The sequence below is a fragment of the Streptomyces argenteolus genome (assembly GCF_042902585.1).
Lineage (GTDB): Bacteria > Actinomycetota > Actinomycetes > Streptomycetales > Streptomycetaceae > Streptomyces > Streptomyces argenteolus.
Map to the genome: position 1 here is coordinate 26,161 of NZ_JBIBEG010000004.1, position 19,938 is coordinate 46,098.

Consider the following 19,938-nt stretch of genomic DNA (forward strand, 5'->3'; position numbering starts at 1 on the left):
CTTGCGAAGCCGCTTGCCGCATTCCGTCCCGATGGGTTGTCAGGGACACACCCATGCTCCTACAGTCCCCTACGAACCAGCGGGTGGGAGCGCTCCCAATCGAAGACGGCTGGGCGCTCCCGATTCCCTGATCGCCCCACCCGATCATCCCTCCTGGAGAGGTCCCGCATGCGAGCGTTACCGCACGGCCCCCATACCTCCCGCAGCCTGCTCGGCGCGCTGCTCCTCGCTCTCGCCACCCTGGCGGCCGTCCTGACCGCTGCTCCGGCGGCCCACGCGGACACCCTGATCTGCGAACAGTACGGTTCGACTACGATCCAGGGCCGCTACGTGGTGCAGAACAACCGCTGGGGTACCAGCGCCCCCCAGTGCGTCACCGCTACCGACAGCGGCTTCAGGGTGGCCCAGGCCGACGGCTCCGTCCCCACGAACGGCGCCCCGAAGTCCTATCCCTCGGTCTTCAACGGCTGTCACTACACCAACTGTTCGCCCGGGACGAACCTCCCGGCGCAGGTCAGCGGAATCGCCAGCGCCCCCAGCAGCATCTCCTACGGCTACGTCGGCGACGCCGTGTACAACGCGTCGTACGACATCTGGTTGGACCCCACGCCCAAGAAGGACGGGGTGAACCGCACCGAGATCATGATCTGGTTCAACAAGGTCGGCCCGATCCAGCCGATCGGCTCGCAGGTCGGCACCGCTTCCGTGGGCGGGCGCACCTGGCAGGTGTGGACGGGCAGCAACGGCTCCAACGACGTCATCTCCTTCGTCGCCCCGTCGGCCGTCTCCAGCTGGAGCTTCGACGTCATGGACTTCGTCCGGAACACCGTCTCCCGCGGCATGGCCCAGAACAACTGGTATCTCACCAGTGTCCAGGCCGGCTTCGAGCCGTGGCAGAACGGTGCCGGGCTCGCGGTGAACTCCTTCTCCTCGGCCGTAAACCTCGGCACTCCGGGCACCGGCGATCCTGGAGAGCCCGGGGACCCGGTGACGGCCTGCAAGGTGACCTACGCGACGAACGTCTGGACCGGCGGCTTCACTGCCGACGTCACGGTCGCCAACACCGGTTCGACGCCCGTCGACTCCTGGAAGCTGGCCTTCACCCTGCCCTCCGGCCAACGCGTCACCAACGCGTGGAACGCCACCCTCAGCGGGCCTTCCGGAGCGGTGACGGCGACCGGCCTCGCGCACAGCGCCGGGATAGCGGCCGGCGCCAGCCAGACGTTCGGTTTCCAGGGGACCTACAGCGGCACGTTCTCGCAGCCGTCCGGATTCAGCCTCAACGGCGCCCGCTGCGCCTGAGTCCGCCGCGCGACCACGGGCCGCCTCCTCACCTCCCCGCACGGGCGGGGCGGGCCCCGCCCTCCCCGCACGCCTCGCCGCGGACCGCCCCGGGCCTACCGCCGCCCCGGCCCACGCACGGTACTCCCCCAGATCCCTCGCCCCTCGAGGCGGGCGTTTTCCCCGGAGGACGAGGTGCCGTCACCGGACGGTGGCAGAAGGAGACAGGCGCAATCAGAAGACATCCCCACACAAGCACAGGAGAGACCATGGCTCGACGCAAGAGACAACTTGTTTCCCTGGCGGCGGTGTTCGCCACCCTGCTAGGCGGCATTGCCCTGACCTTGCTGGGCCAGGGCAACGCGCAGGCCCACGGCGTGACGATGACTCCGGGCTCGCGTACCTACCTCTGCTGGCTGGACGCCAAGACCAGCACCGGCTCCCTGGACCCGACCAACCCGGCGTGTAAGGCCGCGCTCAGCGAGAGCGGTTCGACGGCGCTGTACAACTGGTTCGCCGTGCTTGACTCCAACGCGGGAGGGCGAGGAGCCGGTTACGTCCCGGACGGCAAACTGTGCAGCGCCGGCGACCGGTCGCCGTACAACTTCACCGGATACAACGCCGCCCGCTCCGACTGGCCCCGGACGCACCTGACGGCCGGCCGGACGATCCAGGTCAAGCACAGCAACTGGGCCGCGCACCCGGGCTCCTTCCGGGTGTACCTGTCCAAGCCCGGCTACTCTCCCAGCACCGAGCTGGGCTGGGACGACCTGGACCTGATCGAGACCGTCACCAACCCGCCCCAGACGGGCTCCCCGGGCACGGACGGCGGCCACTACTACTGGGATCTGGACCTGCCCTCGGGCCGCTCGGGTGACGCGGTGATGTTCATCCAGTGGGTGCGCTCGGACAGCCAGGAGAACTTCTTCTCCTGCTCCGACGTCGTCTTCGACGGCGGCAACGGCGAGGTCACCGGCATCCGGGGCTCGGGCAGCACCCCCAACCCGACGCCCACGCCCACGCCGACCCCGGACCCGACCCCCACGCCGACCGACCCGCACAGCGGGTGCATGGCCGTCTACCGCGTGACCAACTACTGGAGCGGTGGATTCCAGGGCTCCGTCGAGGTCATGAACCATGGCACGACGGCGCGTGACGGCTGGGCCGTGCAGTGGACACCCGGTGCCGGAGCCAAGATCAGCAGCGTGTGGAACGGCGCGCTGACCACTGGGTCCGACGGAACGGTCACGGTCAGAAGTCTCGACTACAACCGCTCCATCCCACCGGACGGCAGCGTCACCTTCGGATTCACAGCGACATCGACCGGCAACAATCTCCCGGTCGGCTCGATCGGCTGCGTCAACCCGTAGCCGCTGACCGAGGCAGCGCCGACTCCCGCATCTCGGGGAGCCGGCGCTGTCGCGCTTCGCTGCTGACGGTGCCACCGTGGCGGCGGTCGGCGGGCGATACCGCCACTACCGCCGGTCAGTGTGCGTCAAGCCCTGGTTGGACCCCGTAGATGCCTTCGCGAGGGTGAGGTCGCCGGTCGCGATACGGCGCACGACCTTCAGGTCGCCCGAAGGGAGACTGCCGGGATGCGCGCGCTCATCGAAGTGGATCTCGCCGGTGAACTCCCAGATGGTGCCGTGCTTCGCTGCGAATCGACGTGGAGGGAGAGGAGCGAAGCGGGCTTGTAGTGGCTGAACGAAACCCGCAAGCCATCTCCAGGCCTGTGCAGCACCAGACGACGAAATACCGGCGCAGCAGCCGCGTGTCCAGGTTGTAGGGGCGAGGGCCCTCGGCGTCGTAGACCCACAGCCGGACGTAGTGGTCTCGCCAGGAGACGAGCCGGACTTCCAGCGGAGCCTCCCGGCCCGGCTCCGGTACACCGCCACGTACGGAAGCCCGGCGGCATCCCGCTCCCGCGCCTTATCGGCGGACATCGGCCGCCAGGGCATGCGAGCCTCCAGGTCCCAAGCCTGCGCCTGTCCCGCCTCGATGACCATTGCCGCTCCTCTTCATGCACCCTGCCGTGGCTCTGTACTGAGCTGCAAGGGCGCCACTGCCTGTGACGCAGTGTGAGGCCCGTGCAACGTGGCCTCAGAGCAGCGGCGCCCAGGTCGGTGAGCACCCTCGCGCGTACTGCAGTCACGCGGCCGGCTCGTCTGCCGTCGGGCCACCCGCCACCGGCACTGAAGGCGACTCGACGCCAGACCAAGGAACTCAGGCGCGGGCCGCAGCTGCGGCGTTGATCCAGTTCCTGAACTCGACGGCGTAGTGCCGCAGGTGGTGCTCCAGGACGTCCTGCGGGCAGGCGGCGGGCACGTAGACCGTGAGGCTTGCGGAGAAGCCGTCGGCGGTGTCACCGAACTGGGTCAGGGCCCGCCCGACGACGGTGCCGTCGGCCAGGAACAGGTTCGAGGACATCTTGTGCGGATACTCGGACTCGGGGAGAAGTTCGTCCGCGTCGACGGCCCAGGCCATCGCCTCCGTCCCCCAGCCCCCCATGTATAACGAGCAGACGTGGGGCCCGATGTTCTCCACCACGTTGAACGCTCCGTCGGCCCCGGGGGCCATCACGTAGTGCTCGGGGTGCGCCGCCAGGAGTGCGCCCTCGTCGCCCGCGAACGCCTTTTCCATCCAGGCCATGAACGCGGAGGAGGACAGACCCCGCGTGGCGAGCACCGTCGTGCCTGCCTTGAAGACGCCGCCGGAGGCACGGGCGCCCTCCCGTAGAAAGGCGTTGCCTTCCTCGATGTCCGCGGCCAGCAGGTCGAGCAGCCCCTGGCGGCCCAGCCGCCTCCTGAAGCGGTCCAGAGCTCGGCGAGCGTAGAACAGCTCGAAGTCGTCGATACTTCCGGCGCCCGCAGGCCCGGACTCGAGCGTCACGGTCACTGGTGCGCTCTGAGGCACTCTGGCTGCGAAAGGAGGCAGCGCATTCGCCCCGGTGAACCCCTGCTGCCGGAGCACCAGGAGTCAGTTTCGTCAGGCGGCCGACCACGGCCGGAGGATGCAGCCCGAGGGTCGCTGAAGCTGGCGCGATCACGGTGGCGCCCCATCACGGTGCTCGTCGCACGTGCCGATCAGCTCGCCCGTCCGCCCCCGGCGGTGGCGGCCGACTGGATCGATGATCAGCGCGCTTCCCGTGGGGGCGTACCGAGTATCTGCCGGCCAACCGCCGGGGATGCAGCACCGATACGCCTTCAAAGATCAATCGGCTTCAACCCTGTGTTGTAATCCTCCGAACGGTTCCGGGAAGGGCCGATGAGAGGTGAGGGGGCAGGGCGTGACTACTCGGCTTGGACGTGCCGCTTGGGTGCTGGTGATGGCGGTGACCCTGCCGCTGGCAGGGTGCGTCGCGACCGATGACAGCGCGGACGGCGCTGGGAGTAAGGAGCGTGCGACGGCTGCGATCGAGGCCGCCCGGGCCTATCAGCAAGCCCAATTGGACCATGACTGGCAGGCCGCCTGCGAGGCTACAACCGAACGCATGCGGCGGAGTCGGGGGATGGACTCCATAGCGGAGTGCGTCGAAGCTGTTGCAGCGCCCAAACCCGGCGACAACAGGGACGCACGAATGAGCACCAGTGAGGCGATCGAGGTCCCGGCCTTCGGTCCGCACCCGGCGGGAATCGGAGTGGGGGTGACTGTGGACTCCAAGCGACTCGCCATGGTCGTTCAAGTCGCGCTGCGGCTTGTTCCCGACGAACGCGGCACCTGGCTCGTCGACCAGGCGGTCAATCTCTTCGAGACCGAAAGCGCAGACTCCAAAGCTGTGCGTACAGCGCTAGAAGGAGAGTGACCCAACAAGCTCCCGCACTCTGCAGAACGGCGGACCGGCTGCACGCCGACGTACAGCGGAGCCGGGCACCGACTCACCCGATCGCACCTTTGCTACCGCCCTGCTGCCTTGCTTGTTGGCATCCCCCAAGAAACAGACCCAGCTCCGGCTAGAACCTGGAGTGCTCGCGGCTGGAAAGGACGCCGCGCAGCTCGCGACCTCGGCTTCAACCGCTACGTCAAGCGGCTCATCGCCGAGGACACGTCCGGGGCCAGGCCGCGGGGATGGCGAGCGCCCGGCGCCTCCTGTACGCAATGGTGCTGCCCACCGGCTGTGCCACGGTGTTCTTCGACGTCGCTCGCAGAGCGTCTTGCCCGAACTGGCCGACCGCGAGCGCCTGGTGCCGGCGAACGCCGCCATCGTCAGCCTGGTGGCCGGCGCCAACATCGCCGGCCGCGGCGCCGGTGGCTTCATGGTCCAGCTCCTCACGGCGCCCCTGGCGATTCTCGGCGGTGCCTTCCTCTACCTCGCCTCCGCCTGCGGGCTCACCGGGATCGCCTGCCACCACACTCGCGCCAAGCCCTCGTCCGCCAGGCGACGGCTACGGCCCGAGATGGCGGAAAGGCTGCGCCACGTCTTCGGCACCCGCGAGCTGCGGCCCCGGGCGCTCACCGCATCCCTCACCCACCTCGGCGCACAGATGATCAACGCCATGCTGCCGGTGCTGTTCACCCGCGAACCGCACCTGCCCGTCGGAGCGCTCGGCCTGTACTGGGCAGCCGGCGGCCTGGGCATCCTGCTCGGTGCCCGTCTCGCCCGTCCCCTCGCCGCCCGCCTCGGCCACGGCCGCACCCTGGCATTGGCCGGGCTGTGGTTCGCACCCGCCGCGCAGGTGGCTGCACTGGTCGACACCGGTCCGTGGGTGTGGGTGACCGGCGCAGGATGGTGGCCGCCGTGACCAAGACGGGCATCGACAACGTCCTCGGCGTCACCTTGCGCCGGCACCTGACTCCGGACCCGCTACTCGGCCACATGAACGCCATCGGCTCCGCCCTGGGTGGCCTCATCGGTGAGGCCACGAACGTACGCATCGCTGTGTGGGCAGGCGCGCTGCGCCTGGCCGGCGCCTTCCTCCCGACGTTCCGCTCCGTGCGTTCCGGGAGCTGCCGTCGAGTCCGGAGCCGACGCGCGGGGCATCAGCGACGAACCCTCTGGTCATGGCTCGTCGCGGACAGGGTGCACGGTGACCTTGTCCCTGTTGCGGACGACCCGGACGTGGTGGTGCTGCCCGGATGCGGTGCGAGCGGACCGGAGGTCCTCGCTCACCTCCACGAGGGACGGGTGGACCCCGGTCAGGCGGCCGACATGGGCCTTGACGGCGATTACCTCCAGATGGTCCACGCCTCGCGATCCGGGCGGGAGACCGAAGGCGTGCGCCATCGTGCCCCTGAACCAGTCCAAGGCCTCGACGTCCCCTGCGAGGAATTCCGTCGTTCCCTCGACGGTCCCGGACGGCCACATCCCCTCCACGGCCCGGCGGTGGGAGAAGAACTCCCGGCGCTCGACGGGCGACATGTGGGAAAACGGCCCGAGGGGCAGCAGGACGCTGATCAGCCGCAGTACGGCGGCGACCCGTCCCTCCACGCAGAGCTGGAAGTCGATCGTCAGCGTGGGCCCGAGGGTCACGTCCCCGGAATCGAGTCCCGCGAATCGAGCCTCGGCTTCGAGCTCGCCGAACTCCGGCAGGTCCTCGAACAGATCCAGCGAGACCACCCTGAGCGGGAAGCCGGCCCTGCCGCCTTCGATCTGCGGCTCCCATCGCTGCAAGCCGTCCCACGGGACCACGTGGAGGAGCGCATCCAGCACTCCCTGGTTCAGGCACCCCACCGGCACCGTGCCGCGCGCGGCTTCGATCACGCCGGACGATCCGGCCGTGCCGATCGCCAGCGATGTCAGGTACTGGAACGCCGGTCCGTGGAAGAGCTCGGCGGACGCGTACGGGTCCGGGTGGACCACAGCGTCCGGCAACGGGTCGAACCGTTCGGGGCGGCCCTCCGGCCGGGTGCCCACGAGGACGGTGCCGCGCGCGACCTCCTCGAACCGGGACAGCTCGGACGACGCCGCCTCCCGCCACGTCAGCAGCGTCACTTCCAGACCCGCCGGTGCGGGCACCACCTCGGTCCGGAGCCGGACGGCATCACTGAGCGCGATCCAGCGCCGCAGCCGGACCTCGCGCACGGCGATCACGTCCTGCCCGCTGTGGTCCGCCGCGGCTTGCGCGATCCGGTCCACGACGGACATCATCGGCAGCGCGGGGACCGTCCAGGTCGGACGATGGTCGCCCACCCACGTGTCGACGGCAGGATCGAGCGTCCTCTCCGACACCGCCGGCGGGCCTTCTCCGGGCACGACGCGGATGCCGAGTCCATAGGCGTGGTAGATGCAGATCTCGTCTCCCCAGAGCCGGGCCTCGGCGATCGCGTACGGCCCGCGCGCATCCTCGCCGGCCTCCAGGATCTCCATGTCCACCCTGATCAGGCCGCTGGTCGGGGTGATCTGCCCGCGGTACTTCCAGATCACCTCGTGGTCGAGCATGACGGGCTCGAACCGGGGTGACGCCACGCCGTCGGTGAGGCCCCGCTCGATCATGTAGAACTGCAGCAGTTGGCACATGGCCTCGATACCCAGGGAGCCCGGCTGGACCGGGTCCTGGAAGAAGTGGGCCTTGAAGAACCACTCGCCCGCGTCGACGTCCTTCTCCGACCGCAGCCGCCCCAGTCCGGCGCTGCCGCCCTCCGGCCAGTAACCGGTGATCCGGTCGAGCATCAGCAGCATGGGGCCGGGCAGGCGGGCCGCACGGGCGAAGTAGCGGGCGGGCCTTGTCGTCAGGTCGACCGAGCGCTCGCAGGGAGCTTCCAGCGCGTCACGGTCGGCCTCCGACACCGGCAGCCCGTTCTGATGCTCGAAGGCCGAAGGCGGGAAGAATCCGAACACCGCCGACAAGGCGAAGACCTCATCGTCGTCAGCGAGGCATCGCACCGCGAACGACACGATGATCACCTCGCCGACCCGCGAGACCCTGGTCAGTTCTGCCTCGGTACGCACGGTCCGTGTCGTGGGCGTGATCTCGCCGGTGACCGTGCCCGTCCCGTCGAGGTTACGGAAGAGCAGATCGCCCTCACTGGTCAGCGCGCCGCCGATGTAGCCGGACAGCCAGCCGCACGGTTGCAGCGCGATCTCCATGAGCACGGCGAACGGCATGGCCGCGCCGCCGTTCTGCTCGAAGTACCAGGCATGGTCGGGTACGTCGTACTCGGCGATCACTCTGCTGCCCTGCCGCATGCCGCCCGGCGGACCGTCCACCGAGACGATGCGGGACATGAAGAGGTAGGGCGGCCCGGGCAACCGCGCCGTACGGCGCGGGCCGTCGAACACCTCGGCCATGGGACCGGAAGCCTCGGTCGGCCTTCCCCAGGCGCACGCCAGCAGCGACGGGTACCCGAACGCGAGCCCGTCGTCGGATACGGCGACCGCTTTGGGCTCGCGATGGCCGACCAGGCCGCCGAGAACAGGGAGCGGCACCGGTGTTCCGCTGGTCTGTTCCGTGTGCCCGCCGAGATGCCTCCAGTGCGACAGGGGCCAGTCCGGAACCAGTTGGAGCGCGATGTTCTGGCCGTGGAACGCCTTGACTCCGTCGACGCTGACCAGAAGGTCGGCGTACAACGTCGGCACCGGGCCGGCCGAGACTCCGTGCACGAACACCTCGTAGACCACGCTCTGGCTGGCCGGGGTGACCTGCCCACGGCAGCGGACCGCATAGGGCCGATCGCCGGCCGCTTCGAAGCGCCACCCGTCCCTGGCGACGGTGAAGCCCATGGCCGCCAGGTAGAAGGCCATTGCCTGGAGGCCGCCTTGGAACATCAGCGTTCCCGGCATGCACGGGTCGTTCTCGAAGTGCCCCTCGAAGAACCAGTCGTCCGGTGAGACGGGGGCCTCGGCGCGGAGGTAGCCGCGGCCCCACGGTCCGCCGGCGGGGTCGAACTCGGTGATTTCGCGCAGGAACAGCAGACGGCTGTCGTCGATCCGGGGTGAGCGCACGTGTGTCCGGGTGAGGACCCAGCCGGGTCCGAAACAGTCCCACGGGCGGCCGTCGGCGAAAGCCCTCACCTGCTCCTCGGTGAAGGACGACCGTGTGCAACGTGCTGCGGGGGCGTCGAGTGGGAGGCTGCCGGCCGGTGAGGCGGTGGCCGGATCCCAGCGCACGCCATCGGTGCTTTCGAGTTCGGCCCTCGTGAAGAAGCCCGCCTGCCCGTTCCGGACGCTCAGCCGGAGCTCGTCGCCGACGTAGCAGTCGGAGTGGAAGAAGAACAGGCGGACACCCTCGTGCTGGGCGTGCCCGTCGATGTGGATCTCGTACCGCAACGTCTCCCCGGCCTGAGGCGGACTGCCGTGGTAGGTGATCTCGCAGCCGAGCAGCCGATAGGCCCGTTCGCCCCCGTTGAGCAGGTCGATCCCGAGCCAGCTGATCAGGAGGAGGTCCGCCTGGCCCGCCTCGATCAGCAGACCGGCCGGAATGCGTCCGGTGCAGTCGAGGTACCAGCTGTCGGTGCGGATGTCGGTCTCGGTCCGGATCGTGCCGGTGGCGCGCTTGGGGCCGAGTTCAGCCAGGGCCGCGGGCACGGCATCGATTTCGGTCACCCGGTCGGCGAGCAGCATCGGCGGTCCGGGCATCCTGGTCTGTACCTCGTACGCGTCCTGCGCGGCGAACTTCGGTCCGAACAGGTGGGAGACCGGGCCCGAGGCGAGGTGTTCCAGCTGGGCCCTGTCGAACGCGGGGCCCGGTACGTGGTTCTGCGGCCCGGCGTCGTTGGGTGCGGTCGGCGGCGCGGCGACCGGAGGAGGCGCCTGCGGGAGCGGCGGAAGCGGCGGCGCCGTCGATCCGGCCGCCGCGTGTACGAGCGCGGTGGTGAGCTGCGTCCTGCTCTGGAGGAACCTCTGATGCACCCGCGCGTGGTCGGCCAGGACCTGTTGGTGCAGCGCGGCCACACGCTGCACCTGCCGGGCGACGAGCGTCCGCAGATCCGTCGCCGGCGGCTCGGTCACCGCCGCTGGGAGAGGAACGGCGTCGACGACGACGGGCTCTGTCTCCCGGCACGCCGGGAGAGGTGCCAGCCGGGGCGCCCGAGGCATGATCATGGCAAGTTGTTCGAGTGACGGCAACGTGATCTCCGGGTGGGCGGGCACCGTGAGGGTGGGGACGTCATCGGCCGGAGCCGGTGCGGCCGCCCTCAGCTGCTCGAAGAGGGCTTCGGACCGGACGGGTACGCCGGCGGCGACGAGCTCGGCGACCGCGCGACACATCGGCCACACTCCACCCCCCTGGGAGTCGAGCGCTACGGCCACGTGGTCACGGTCACCGAGGATGCGCTTGATCCACCCCGTGCACAGGCCACGCGGCCCGTGCTCGACGAAGACGCGGACCCCGTCGGCCCACGCCCGCTCGATCGTGCCTGCGAAGTCGATGGTCCCGACGCCCTGCGCGGTGACGGCGTCGGCGGCCCGATCGGCGGTCGGGGTGTACCAGTGTGTGGTGGCCCCGCTGTAGAACCGCACTCCCGGCACGACGCTGGTGCGGCGGTGGTGGAGGTTCCACCACCGGTCGCGCACTCCGGCCAGTTCCGGGGCGTGGGCGGCCAGGTCGTAGTCGATCGGAATGACCCGTGCGGCTCCGAAGCGGGCCATGGCGGCGCCGCACGCCCGCGACTCGCCGCCGACCACGCAGACACCGGGGGCGTTGATCGCCAGCAGGTGGACGGCTCGTTCGCCCGCGAGTTCCGCGCGGATCCGGTCGAGGGGCGCTGTGACCAGGTAGCTCGACCAACGGTCGCCCTGAACGCCGAGTTGTTCCCAGACACGGCGAACCGCTCGGAGCTCGCCGGTGAGTTCGCTGGTGAACAGGCCGCTCTCCCAGCTGTCCTGGCGCAGGGCCGAGACGTCCTGCCACGCGCCGAGGGCGACCAGGGCGGCCGACTCGCCGGAGGAGTAGCCGATGGCCGCGTCAGGCCGCAGTCCGAGCAGGTCCCGCGTCAACTCGGTGTGAACGGCCGCCAGATGGGCGGCCCCCCAGATCTGGTCGAGTACGGTCGGCGCGGATCCGGACGTGGGCGGCAAGGCCGCCGGCCCGTACCTGGCGGCGGTCGCGTCACCGAGTGCCGGGAGGGCCAGCAGCAGCTCACGGCCCATGCCCGGGTAGGCGGCCGACCCGTTGGTGAACACGAAGGCGACTTCACCCACCACCGGGGCTTCGCGATACGCCGCGCCGGCTGGCCTGACGCCGCCCTCCGCGAGCCAGCGGCGCGCGGCCTCGCGGTGCTCTCGAGGGTCACCGTCCGACACGAGGGCCAGGCGCGCCGGGCCCTCGCTGGACTCGGTACCCGCCCTCAGCGCCGCGAGCACCCCTTCCCGGTCCTGACCGGAGTACACGTGCAGTCGTGGCGTCGGTCCGGGCACCCAGGGTTCAGCGTCAGCGGCGCGCAGCCGCACCCGTACCGGTGGCGCTTCCAGCGGGGACACCACGACGTCGGCGGTACGCAGCCCCGGACGGCATTCGGCGGGACCTCCCGCCCGCGGCAGTACACGGTGTTGCAGAGCGGTCACCGCGACCGCGACCGACAACAGGCCGTGGGCCGCGTGGGCGCGGCCGAACAGTTCGGCGGGGTCACATCCGGCGTTCGCCTCGTCGCCGAGGAACACATCCGGCTCGCCCGCGGAACCGTCGGGCTGCCGGGAGGATGCGTCATCGAGAACGGCGAGCACGGCATCGCCGTCCCTGCGGGCGTCACGGAGACGCTTGAGCACCAGCACGACCGCGCCGTCCCCGGTGTCCGTCTCCCGTCCGAGCTCGTGTAGGGCCGCCTGGTGGACGGGTTCGCAGGAGAGGTCGACGGCGCCCACGAGCGCGGCGTCGGCCTCGCCGGCCCTGAGCGCGCGGGCCGCGAGGTCCAGTGCGACCAGACCGGAGGCTTCCTCCGCCGACACCGTGTATCCAGGGCCGGCCAGGTCGAGTTGGGTGTTGATCCGGTTGGCCACGAGGTTGGGCAGGTTGCCGACGACCCGCTCCGCTCCGAAAGAGGGGGCGAAAGCGTCCCGCAGGCTCGTTACCAGGCCCGGGGCGTCGGTGCTCCCGGCTTCCTCCAGCCAGTGCGGCGCACGCCAGCGTGCGGTGGCGCGGGCGATCTCCGGGTCCACCCCGGCACCGACGAGGACCATGGTCCGCTCGCGCGGCACCTTCACGTCCCGTACCGCTTCCCGTGCGACCTCCAGCATCAAGCTCTGCTGGGGAAGTGCCTGTTCGACAGCCAGGGGAGGGATGCACAGACCCGGCAGGCCCACGCCGATCCTCGTCATCGGCCCTTGCCGCCGACCGTCGAGCACCGAGCGGCGGAAGTCCTGGGTGCCGGCCCCCTCCCCGACTCGGGCGGAGACGGCCACGATCGCCACGGGCGTGCTCGGCGGACGCGGCGGTGCGGGCAACGCCACTCCCCCGCCCTCGGCACCGCTCCAGGCATCAACGATCAGATGGGCGTTGGTCCCGCCGAAGCCGAAGGCGCTCACCGCCGCCCGGCGAAGGCCGGGCCACCGCTCGGATTCACCCAGCACCCGCAGCCCGGTACCGCGTAGTTCGGCCAGCGGCTCCTCGGCGGCGAGCGTGGCCGGACGGATACCCGCCTTCATCGCACCGAGCACCTTGAGCAGTCCGCCGGCGCCGGCCGAGGCCAGCAGGTGCCCGACGTTCGACTTCACCGAGCCGATCGGCACATCGGAACCGTCCGCGAAGACCCGTGCCATGCTACGGACTTCCACCGCGTCGCCGAGCGGGGTCCCCGTCGCGTGGCACTCGACGAGGGAGACCGTGCGCGGTGCGACTCCGGCCATGGCGTAGGCCAGGTGCATCGCCCGCTCCTGGCCTTCTTGCGCCGGGCTGAGCAGTCCCCGTCCGCGGCCGTCGTTGGACAGCCCGATCCCCCGGACGACACCGAGCACCGGCGTGCCCCGCGCGAGTGCGTCGCGCAGTCTCATCAGTGCGACGAATCCGGCGCCCTCGCCGTGCAGCAGCCCGTCGGCGTCGCGGTGGAAGGGACGGCTGCGGCTGGTACGGCTCACCGCGGACAGGCCGCAGAACCCCACGTGCAGGAAGAGGTTGTCGACCCGGTTGACCGCCCCGGCCACCATGACGTCTGCCGTGCCGTCGTGGAGGCGGTCGCAGGCCAGCTTGATCGCGTACAGCGACGAGGCGCAGGCGGCGTCGAGCGCGAAGGCCCCTGCACCGAGCCCGAGTGCCCTGGCCGCGAGGTGCGCGGGCAGCGCCGAGGAGAAACGGTTCCGGGCGTCGGGCCTGGCTCGCCTCGCGCCGGACAGCAGGGACGGTGTCCTCTCGGACAGCCACACGTGTTCGGCGAAGGCCGAGCCCGCGCTGGTGGGAATGGACAGGTTTCCCAGGACCAGTCCCGCGCGTGCCGACGGCTCGTCGTGTCCGGCCTCCCGCAGGGCCTGCCGGGTACCGTGCAGCACCCAGTGGAACAGCGGGTCCAGGCCGAGGATCTCTTCCGGGGTGACGAGGAAACCGTTCGGGTCGAACGCCGCTTCGAAGTCCCGGACGTAGCCGCCGACGTCGGTCCAGGTGCGGTCGAGGTGGTCGTCGACGGTGCCCATGGCCCACCGGTGCGGCAGCCTCCATCGGCCTTCCGGGACCGGCGACAGACTGCACCGGCGTGCGGCGATGTTGTCCCAGAAGGTGTCGGGGTCGAGCGCGTCGGGAAACACGCATCCCCGGCCGACGATGGCGATCGGTTCGTATCCCATACGGGTGACCAGTCTCATTTCACGAACCCGGACGAAGCCGGGGAAGCGGGGTCAGGAGGGGCGTCGGACGAGTTCCACGCCGATCAGCTCCACGCGGGGGGAGCCGTCCGCGTCGACGAGTGCCGCGTCGCAGCGTGCGCCCGTTTCGTGCACCTTCCTGGCCTTCACCACGCATCGCACGGGGCCGTCGACCGGGCCGCGCCGGTGCACCCGGCACTCCGCGACCGCCATCGGCAAGGTGGCATCCCCGAGCGCCTGCTCTGCCCACAGGAGGGCGAGTTGCAAGCCACCGTCCACCGCCGCCGGGTCGAGCTGCCAGCGATCGCCGCCCCAGCCAAGCTCGGTCAGACCGGACACTGTCGCCTCGGCCCCGTCCGCCCCGATCCCGTGGAGGGAGCGGATGGCCTGGAAGCGCTGCCGGTGGAAGAGCACCCGGCCGTCGTAGATCTCGGTGCGCTGCGCGGGGAGGAGTCCCCGCGGACTGTCCCAGATCGCCGGGTGAGGGGGACCTGCCTCGAACTCCAGGTGGGTCCGGAAGTGTGGCATGCCGTCCTCCCCGAGCAGCTCGGCCTCCAGGCTCGAAGGCAGTCCGGTCAGGGCGCGGCGACCACGCAGGGTGAGCCGATGGCCCGCACTGTCGAGGTGCGGCAACCCGACCTTGCTGAAGACGCGCAGGTCACGCAGCACCACGTGTTCGGCATCCGGCCGCCAGGCCGCGGCGGCACCGACGAACCAGTCCAGGGCCATCGCCACGGGCAGCACCGGGACTCCGGCGACATCGTGGTCGGCGAGGTAGGGATGTGTGTGCGCGCGGATCCGCAACTGAGCCTCGATGGGCTCGGTGGCGGCTGCCATCGGGCCCAACCCGTCACCGGCCGCGACGACCACCCGGGTGTCGGCGCCCGGGTCCCCCAGCTCGGCGGTGAAGGCCGCGGCGCCCTGCTCGGTGGGGATGAGGGGGACGCCGGCCCGGCCGAAGTGCGCGGCCAGCGCGGGGGTGACCATGCCTCCGTCCCAGGGGCCCCAGGCGATGGACCGCACCAGGCAGTCGGGGCGCCGGGCGCGCTCGGCGGAGGCCACGTGGTTGAGCACCTCGTTGGCCATGGCGTAGTCGCTCTGCCCGGCGTTGCCGACCACGGCCGTCACCGAGGAGAACAGGACGATCGTGTCGAGCGGATCGCCCTCGGTCGCCGCCAGCAGCGCGCGCAGGCCGCCGACCTTGGTGGCGAGAACGCTCTCGAACTGCTCGTCGGTCTTGTCGGCGATCAGCTTGTCGGCCAGAACTCCGGCGCCGTGCACCACCCCGGTGATCGGCCCCCAGTCCCGGCGTACGCCCTCCAGGACCGTGCGGAGCTGTCCGCCGTCCCGGACGTCGACCGTCACGTACCGGACCTGGGAACCGGCGCCTTCCAGGGCCGCCACCGTGGAGCGGATCTCACGGGCCGCCAGGATCGCGCGGACCTCGGCGCCGATCACGGCGGGAGCCTTCGTGCCGGAGCGCTCGGCGAGGGCACGGGTGAGAGCCGCCTCGTCCGTGGCCGCAGCCAGTCCTGCCGGTTCCTCGGTGGGCTCGGAGCGGCCCAGCAGCACGATCCGGGGCCGGTGGGTTCTCGCGAGGTCCAGCAGCGCAGCTGCGGTCACCCCGCGGGCCCCGCCGGTCGCCACGATCACCGAATCCGGTCCGATGTTCACGGCCGGACCGGGTTCCACCGCTGCCGGGACCGCGCTCGGGGTGGTGCGGGTTCCGTCCGCTCGCAGGCCGACCTCCATCGCCGGCCCGCCGCCCAGCAGTTCCCCGACGATCGCCTCGGCCAATGCCTCGGCATCGCGCCCCCCGCGCTCACAGTCGATGGTCTTGACCGAGGCACTCGGCCATTCCCTGGCCGCGGTCCTGACCAGTGCGGCGATGCCTCCCAGCCAGGCGCGGTCGGGCTGCCGGCCATCGTGCCCGAAGTCACCGCCGGTGTCCTGTACGGCTACGAACACGCCGCCCTGGGCGGTGAAGCCCGATGCGACCGACCGCGCCGCGCGGAAGACGTCCCGCTGGAGCTTCAGCGCGTCGTCGGGTGTGCTGAGCGGCGCGAGGCCGCCGAGGTACACGACCGCGCGAGCGTCCGCGGGAACGCTGGGCACGACGGTGGCCTGGATGCCGTGGTCGATCAGCTTGGCCGCCACCCGTTCGGCGGTGCCACAGCCGTCATCCATCACCACGACCGGATCGTCACCGAGACCGGCCATCGTCAGACCGGGCGCGGGCGTGTCAAGGGTGCGGACGGCGAGCCTGCTGAGTTCGGCCCGCTCGGCGGGCGCGTGGTGCGGGGCCGGCATCCGCTGATCCGTACTCCGCGTCTCGGCCGGACCGGCGGCAGGGGAATCCGAGGGGGTGGCGGTAACGGTGGCGGTGAACGCTTCGACGATCTGACGCAGGGTGCGGAGCTTGAGGAGCTCCCCCACATCGCCGTTGGCTTCCGGACGGCCACCGACCAGCTCCGACACAGCGGAGAAGATCTCCACCCGCTTGATCGAGTCGACCCCCAGGTCCGACTCCAGCTCCATGTCCACGTTCAACATCTCGACCGGATAGCCCGTCCGCTCGGCCACTACCGACAGCAGGAGCGCCTCGAACGATGTCGGGGACAGGTCCTGGGGCGTGGCCGGAGAAGCTGGAGCCGGGACCGGTGGATCATTCGGAAGTACGACAGGTGCGGCAGCAGGTGCGGGGGCCGATGAGGGCACGGCTGTCTCGAAGGGTCCGACGTCTTCGCGCGGCATGGGCACCACCGTCCGTACGGTCGGCAGGCTGGGCGCCGCAACCGGCTGTGGAGCGGGCGCACCTTCACCGCCCCGCGCTCCCAGCAGCGCGGCGAACGTCGTCTCCGTCATCTGCAGGAAGGCCAGGTGGCTGTCGATGAGCATGCGCTGGCAGGCCGTATGGGCCTCCGCGGTCTGCCGTTGGGCGTTGTCGAGCAGCGCGTACCAGTCGGCGTCCAGGCCCGGCCCCCCGGCCGGCACAGGGACGGCCCGCGCGCCGAGCCCGCCAGGTGCGGGCTCGGTGACCTGCGCGGTGATCGGCGCCGGGATCGGCGCGGCCGGTGCGGAGCGCGGGGGTTCCTCCGGCGAGCGGGGCGGATTCGGTGCGGGCAGCGCGTCGGCCCCACCGGCGGGTGGATAGAGCCGACCCTGGTTCTTTCCGCTGATCTGTACCGTCATCCTGGGCTTGTGCTCCTTGGCTGCTGCTGCGGGAGGCGCGTACGGCACCCACAGGTCCTCGTGGTCGAGAGAGACGCCCCACACGGTGAGTCGCCCGATCGCTTCCTGAAGGGAGGTGATTCCGTTGCGCCCCTTGCGGTCCAGACCGACCGCCACGTGCTCGCGTTCGCCGAGGATCTGGCCCACCAGGCCCGTCAGCGTGTCGCCCGCGCCGACCTCCACGAACGTCCGCACCCCCGCGGCGTACATCGCCTCGATCTCGTCGCGGAACAGCACGGGTGAGGCGAGGTGGTCCGCGATCCTGCGCCGGATCTCGTCAGGTTCTGACGGGTACACCGCGGCGTCGGCGTTCCCGTAGGCCTCGAGCCGGAGTTCGCCGAGCGCGACCTCCCGCAGGTACGCGAGGAGAGGTTTGCCGGCCGGTGCGACGACCGGGCTGTGGAAGGCCGTCGCGGCCTCCAGCCGTCGGGTGAGGACTCCTTCGGAGGCGAGCTTCCGCTCGACGGCCTCGATCGACTCCGTCGCGCCGGACACCACGACCTGGGCCGGGGCGTTGTGGTTGGCGAGCCACACGTCCTCGGCCCCGATGCCGGCGATGGCGTCCTCGACCTGGTCGCGTCCTGCCGCTGCTGCCAGCATCGCACCCGGTGTGGCGGCGGCCTCGCGCATCAGCTCACCGCGTCTGCGGGCGAGTCCCACGAGCGCCTCGGCCTCCAGTGCACCCGCGGCATGCAGGGCCACCAGCTCGCCGAAGCTGTGCCCTGCCACGCAGTCGGGCCGCAGGCCGAGACCGCGCAGTACTTCGAGCAGCGCGAGGCTGTGCACCGCCAGAGCGGGCTGCGCCCACTCGGTAGCGGTCAGCAGCGCCTGTTGGCCGGTGCGCTCCTCGTCGCTGAAGGCCGGCGGCGGGAACACCACCCGGTGCAGACCACGGTCGCCCAGTTCCACGGCTCCCAGACGGTCCCAGACGGCCTGGGCGGCAGGGGACAGCATCGCCACGTCCGCGCCCATGCCGACGTACTGGGCGCCCTGTCCGGGAAAGAGGAATCCGATCCTGCCGACGGAGGGGCTGCCGTTGGCGTAATGGACACCGGTCGGTGTGGAGAATCCCGTGTCCGGCTGCCGACGGATCAGTGTGAAGGCCTGCTCGAGCTTTTCCGACAGGTCGTCCTCGTGTGACACGACGACGGCGAGCCGTACGGGGTCGGTCGCCCGGAAGTCCCGTTGGCTCTCCCGGGCGATGTCCGCCAGCGGGCGGTCGCCGTCGAGCTTCCGTTCGAGCAGGGCGGCTGCCGACGGAGCGCTGAGCAGCATCAGCTCGGTGGGCGCCGTGCGGGTCCGCCATGCCGAACGGCCGCCCGAGGCGGCGGAGGGGACGTACTCCTCCAGCGTGACGTGGAAGTTGGTTCCGCCGAAACCGAAGCTGGACACCGATGCGCGGCGCGGGTGGTCGCCGGCGCGCACCCATGGGCGCGACCGGGTGTTCACGTAGAACGGGCTGTCGTCGATCCCCATCGCGGAATTGGGCCGATCCACCTTGATCGTCGACGGGAGGATCTTGTGGTTCAGGGCAAGGACGCTCTTGAGGAGCCCGACGGCACCGGCGGCGGCCTTCGTGTGGCCGAGCTGCGACTTGACCGAGCCGATCGCACACCACTGCCCGTCCGCCCGGCCGGACTCCTCGTAGACCTCGCGCAGCGCGGCGAACTCCGCGGCGTCCCCCGCCTTCGTCCCGGTGCCGTGTGCCTCGACCAGCTCGACGGTCGCCGGGTCGTAACCGGCCTCCTGGTAGGTACGCCGCAGAGCCCGGGACTGCCCCTCGGGCAAGGGCGCGTAGATTGCGGTGCTCCTGCCGTCCGACGAGGTGCCGATCCCCCGGATGACCGCGTAGACCCGGTCCCCGGCACGCTCGGCGTCGGCCAGCCGCTTCAGCGCGTACATGGCGATGCCCTCGCCGAGCATCGTGCCGTCGGCCGCCTCCGAGAACGGCCGGCAGTCGCCGCTGGGCGACAGGGCCGGCGTCTTGGAGAAGCAGATGAACATGCCGACGTCGTTCGAGGCGTCCACGCCACCGCTGATCACGAGGTCGGACCGGCCGAGGGAGAGCTCGCTCACCGCCGTGGAAAGGGCCGCGAAGGAACTCGCGCACGCGGCGTCGGTGATGTGGTTCGTGCCGTGCAGGTCGAACCTGTTGGCGATCCGGCCCGCGACGACGTTGCCGAGCATCCCCGGAAAGGTCGACTCCTTCCAGGGTTCGTAGTGGTCGGTGATGCTGTCGCAGATGGTCTGCGCCTCGTCCTCGGGAATGCCGTTCTCCCGCAGGGCCTTGAGCCACACCGGGCGTTGACCGCGCGCCGCCATGTGCATCTGCAGTTCCGTCGAGCCGGCGCCGAGAATGACGCCGACGCGCTCGCGGTCCATTCCGGCCAGCCCGCCGGCATCGACGAGGACCTGTTCGGCCACCATGAGGGCGAGCAGCTGCGCGGTGTCCGTCGTGGCGAGGGTGTTCGGCGGGATCCCGAAGGCCAGCGGATCGAACCCGACCTCTGGGAGGAAGGCCCCCCGGCGGGCATAGGTCTTGTCCGGGGCGGCAGGATCGGGATCGTAGAAGTCCTCGACGAGCCAGCGGCTGGCTGGGACGTCCGTGATCAGATCGCGGCCTGCCACGACCGTGCGCCAGAAGCCGTCGGCGCCCGGCGAACCTGGCAGCAGCGCGCCGATACCGACCACGGCGATCGGGACCTGGGTGGGGCGGATGTCGGACATGCTGTCCCTTGGTTCGAAGGTACGGTTGGCGCGTTCGG

Annotated in this window: 7 protein-coding genes; 4 read left to right on the forward strand and 3 right to left on the reverse strand. The window is 70.8% G+C overall.

The genetic code is table 11. From position 1 onward, the window contains the following. Positions 1-168: 168 nt before the first annotated feature. Complete coding sequence (locus ACFY8O_RS16220) at positions 169-1,302, forward strand: GH12 family glycosyl hydrolase domain-containing protein (protein ID WP_387902622.1); 1,134 nt, start codon at positions 169-171, stop codon at positions 1,300-1,302. Between the two features lie 248 nt (positions 1,303-1,550). Beyond that, the gene (locus ACFY8O_RS16225; RefSeq protein ID WP_145807020.1) at positions 1,551-2,651 is read left to right on the forward strand and encodes a lytic polysaccharide monooxygenase auxiliary activity family 9 protein; all 1,101 of its coding nucleotides are present in this window, start codon (positions 1,551-1,553) and stop codon (positions 2,649-2,651) included. An 853-nt stretch (positions 2,652-3,504) separates the two neighbouring features. Here the strand turns inward: ACFY8O_RS16225 and ACFY8O_RS16230 are convergent. Continuing rightward, entirely contained in the window at positions 3,505-4,176 is a 672-nt protein-coding gene (locus ACFY8O_RS16230) for a hypothetical protein (protein WP_387902625.1), read from the reverse strand. A 430-nt stretch (positions 4,177-4,606) separates the two neighbouring features. Here ACFY8O_RS16230 and ACFY8O_RS16235 point away from each other — a divergent pair, with 430 nt between their 5' ends. Then, the gene (locus tag ACFY8O_RS16235; protein ID WP_387902628.1) at positions 4,607-5,083 is read left to right on the forward strand and encodes a hypothetical protein; all 477 of its coding nucleotides are present in this window, start codon (positions 4,607-4,609) and stop codon (positions 5,081-5,083) included. A gap of 349 nt (positions 5,084-5,432) precedes the next feature. Beyond that, positions 5,433-6,020 carry a hypothetical protein gene (locus tag ACFY8O_RS16240; protein WP_387902631.1) on the forward strand — a complete coding sequence of 196 codons (588 nt, stop codon included), beginning with the start codon at positions 5,433-5,435 and terminating at the stop codon, positions 6,018-6,020. Between the two features lie 257 nt (positions 6,021-6,277). On the opposite strand, the gene ACFY8O_RS16245 is transcribed toward ACFY8O_RS16240, so the two are convergent. Together ACFY8O_RS16245 and ACFY8O_RS16250 are read right to left on the reverse strand one after the other, a co-directional pair. Beyond that, positions 6,278-13,924 (reverse strand): beta-ketoacyl synthase N-terminal-like domain-containing protein, encoded by a 7,647-nt coding sequence (locus ACFY8O_RS16245; protein WP_387902633.1) that lies wholly within the window; start codon positions 13,922-13,924, stop codon positions 6,278-6,280. Positions 13,925-13,975: 51 nt separating this feature from the next. Then, positions 13,976-19,900, reverse strand: a complete 5,925-nt coding sequence (locus ACFY8O_RS16250) for an SDR family NAD(P)-dependent oxidoreductase (protein ID WP_387902635.1) — start codon at positions 19,898-19,900, stop codon at positions 13,976-13,978. Positions 19,901-19,938: the final 38 nt, after the last annotated feature.

Bases quoted from the DNA above. Each gene is read 5' to 3' on its own strand.
- ACFY8O_RS16220 (WP_387902622.1), top strand. From the start codon at position 169: ATGCGAGCGTTACCGCACGGCCCCCATACCTCCCGCAGCCTGCTCGGC.
- ACFY8O_RS16225 (WP_145807020.1), top strand. From the start codon at position 1,551: ATGGCTCGACGCAAGAGACAACTTGTTTCCCTGGCGGCGGTGTTCGCC.
- ACFY8O_RS16235 (WP_387902628.1), top strand. From the start codon at position 4,607: ATGGCGGTGACCCTGCCGCTGGCAGGGTGCGTCGCGACCGATGACAGC.
- ACFY8O_RS16245 (WP_387902633.1), bottom strand. From the start codon at position 13,924: ATGGGATACGAACCGATCGCCATCGTCGGCCGGGGATGCGTGTTTCCC.
- ACFY8O_RS16250 (WP_387902635.1), bottom strand. From the start codon at position 19,900: ATGTCCGACATCCGCCCCACCCAGGTCCCGATCGCCGTGGTCGGTATC.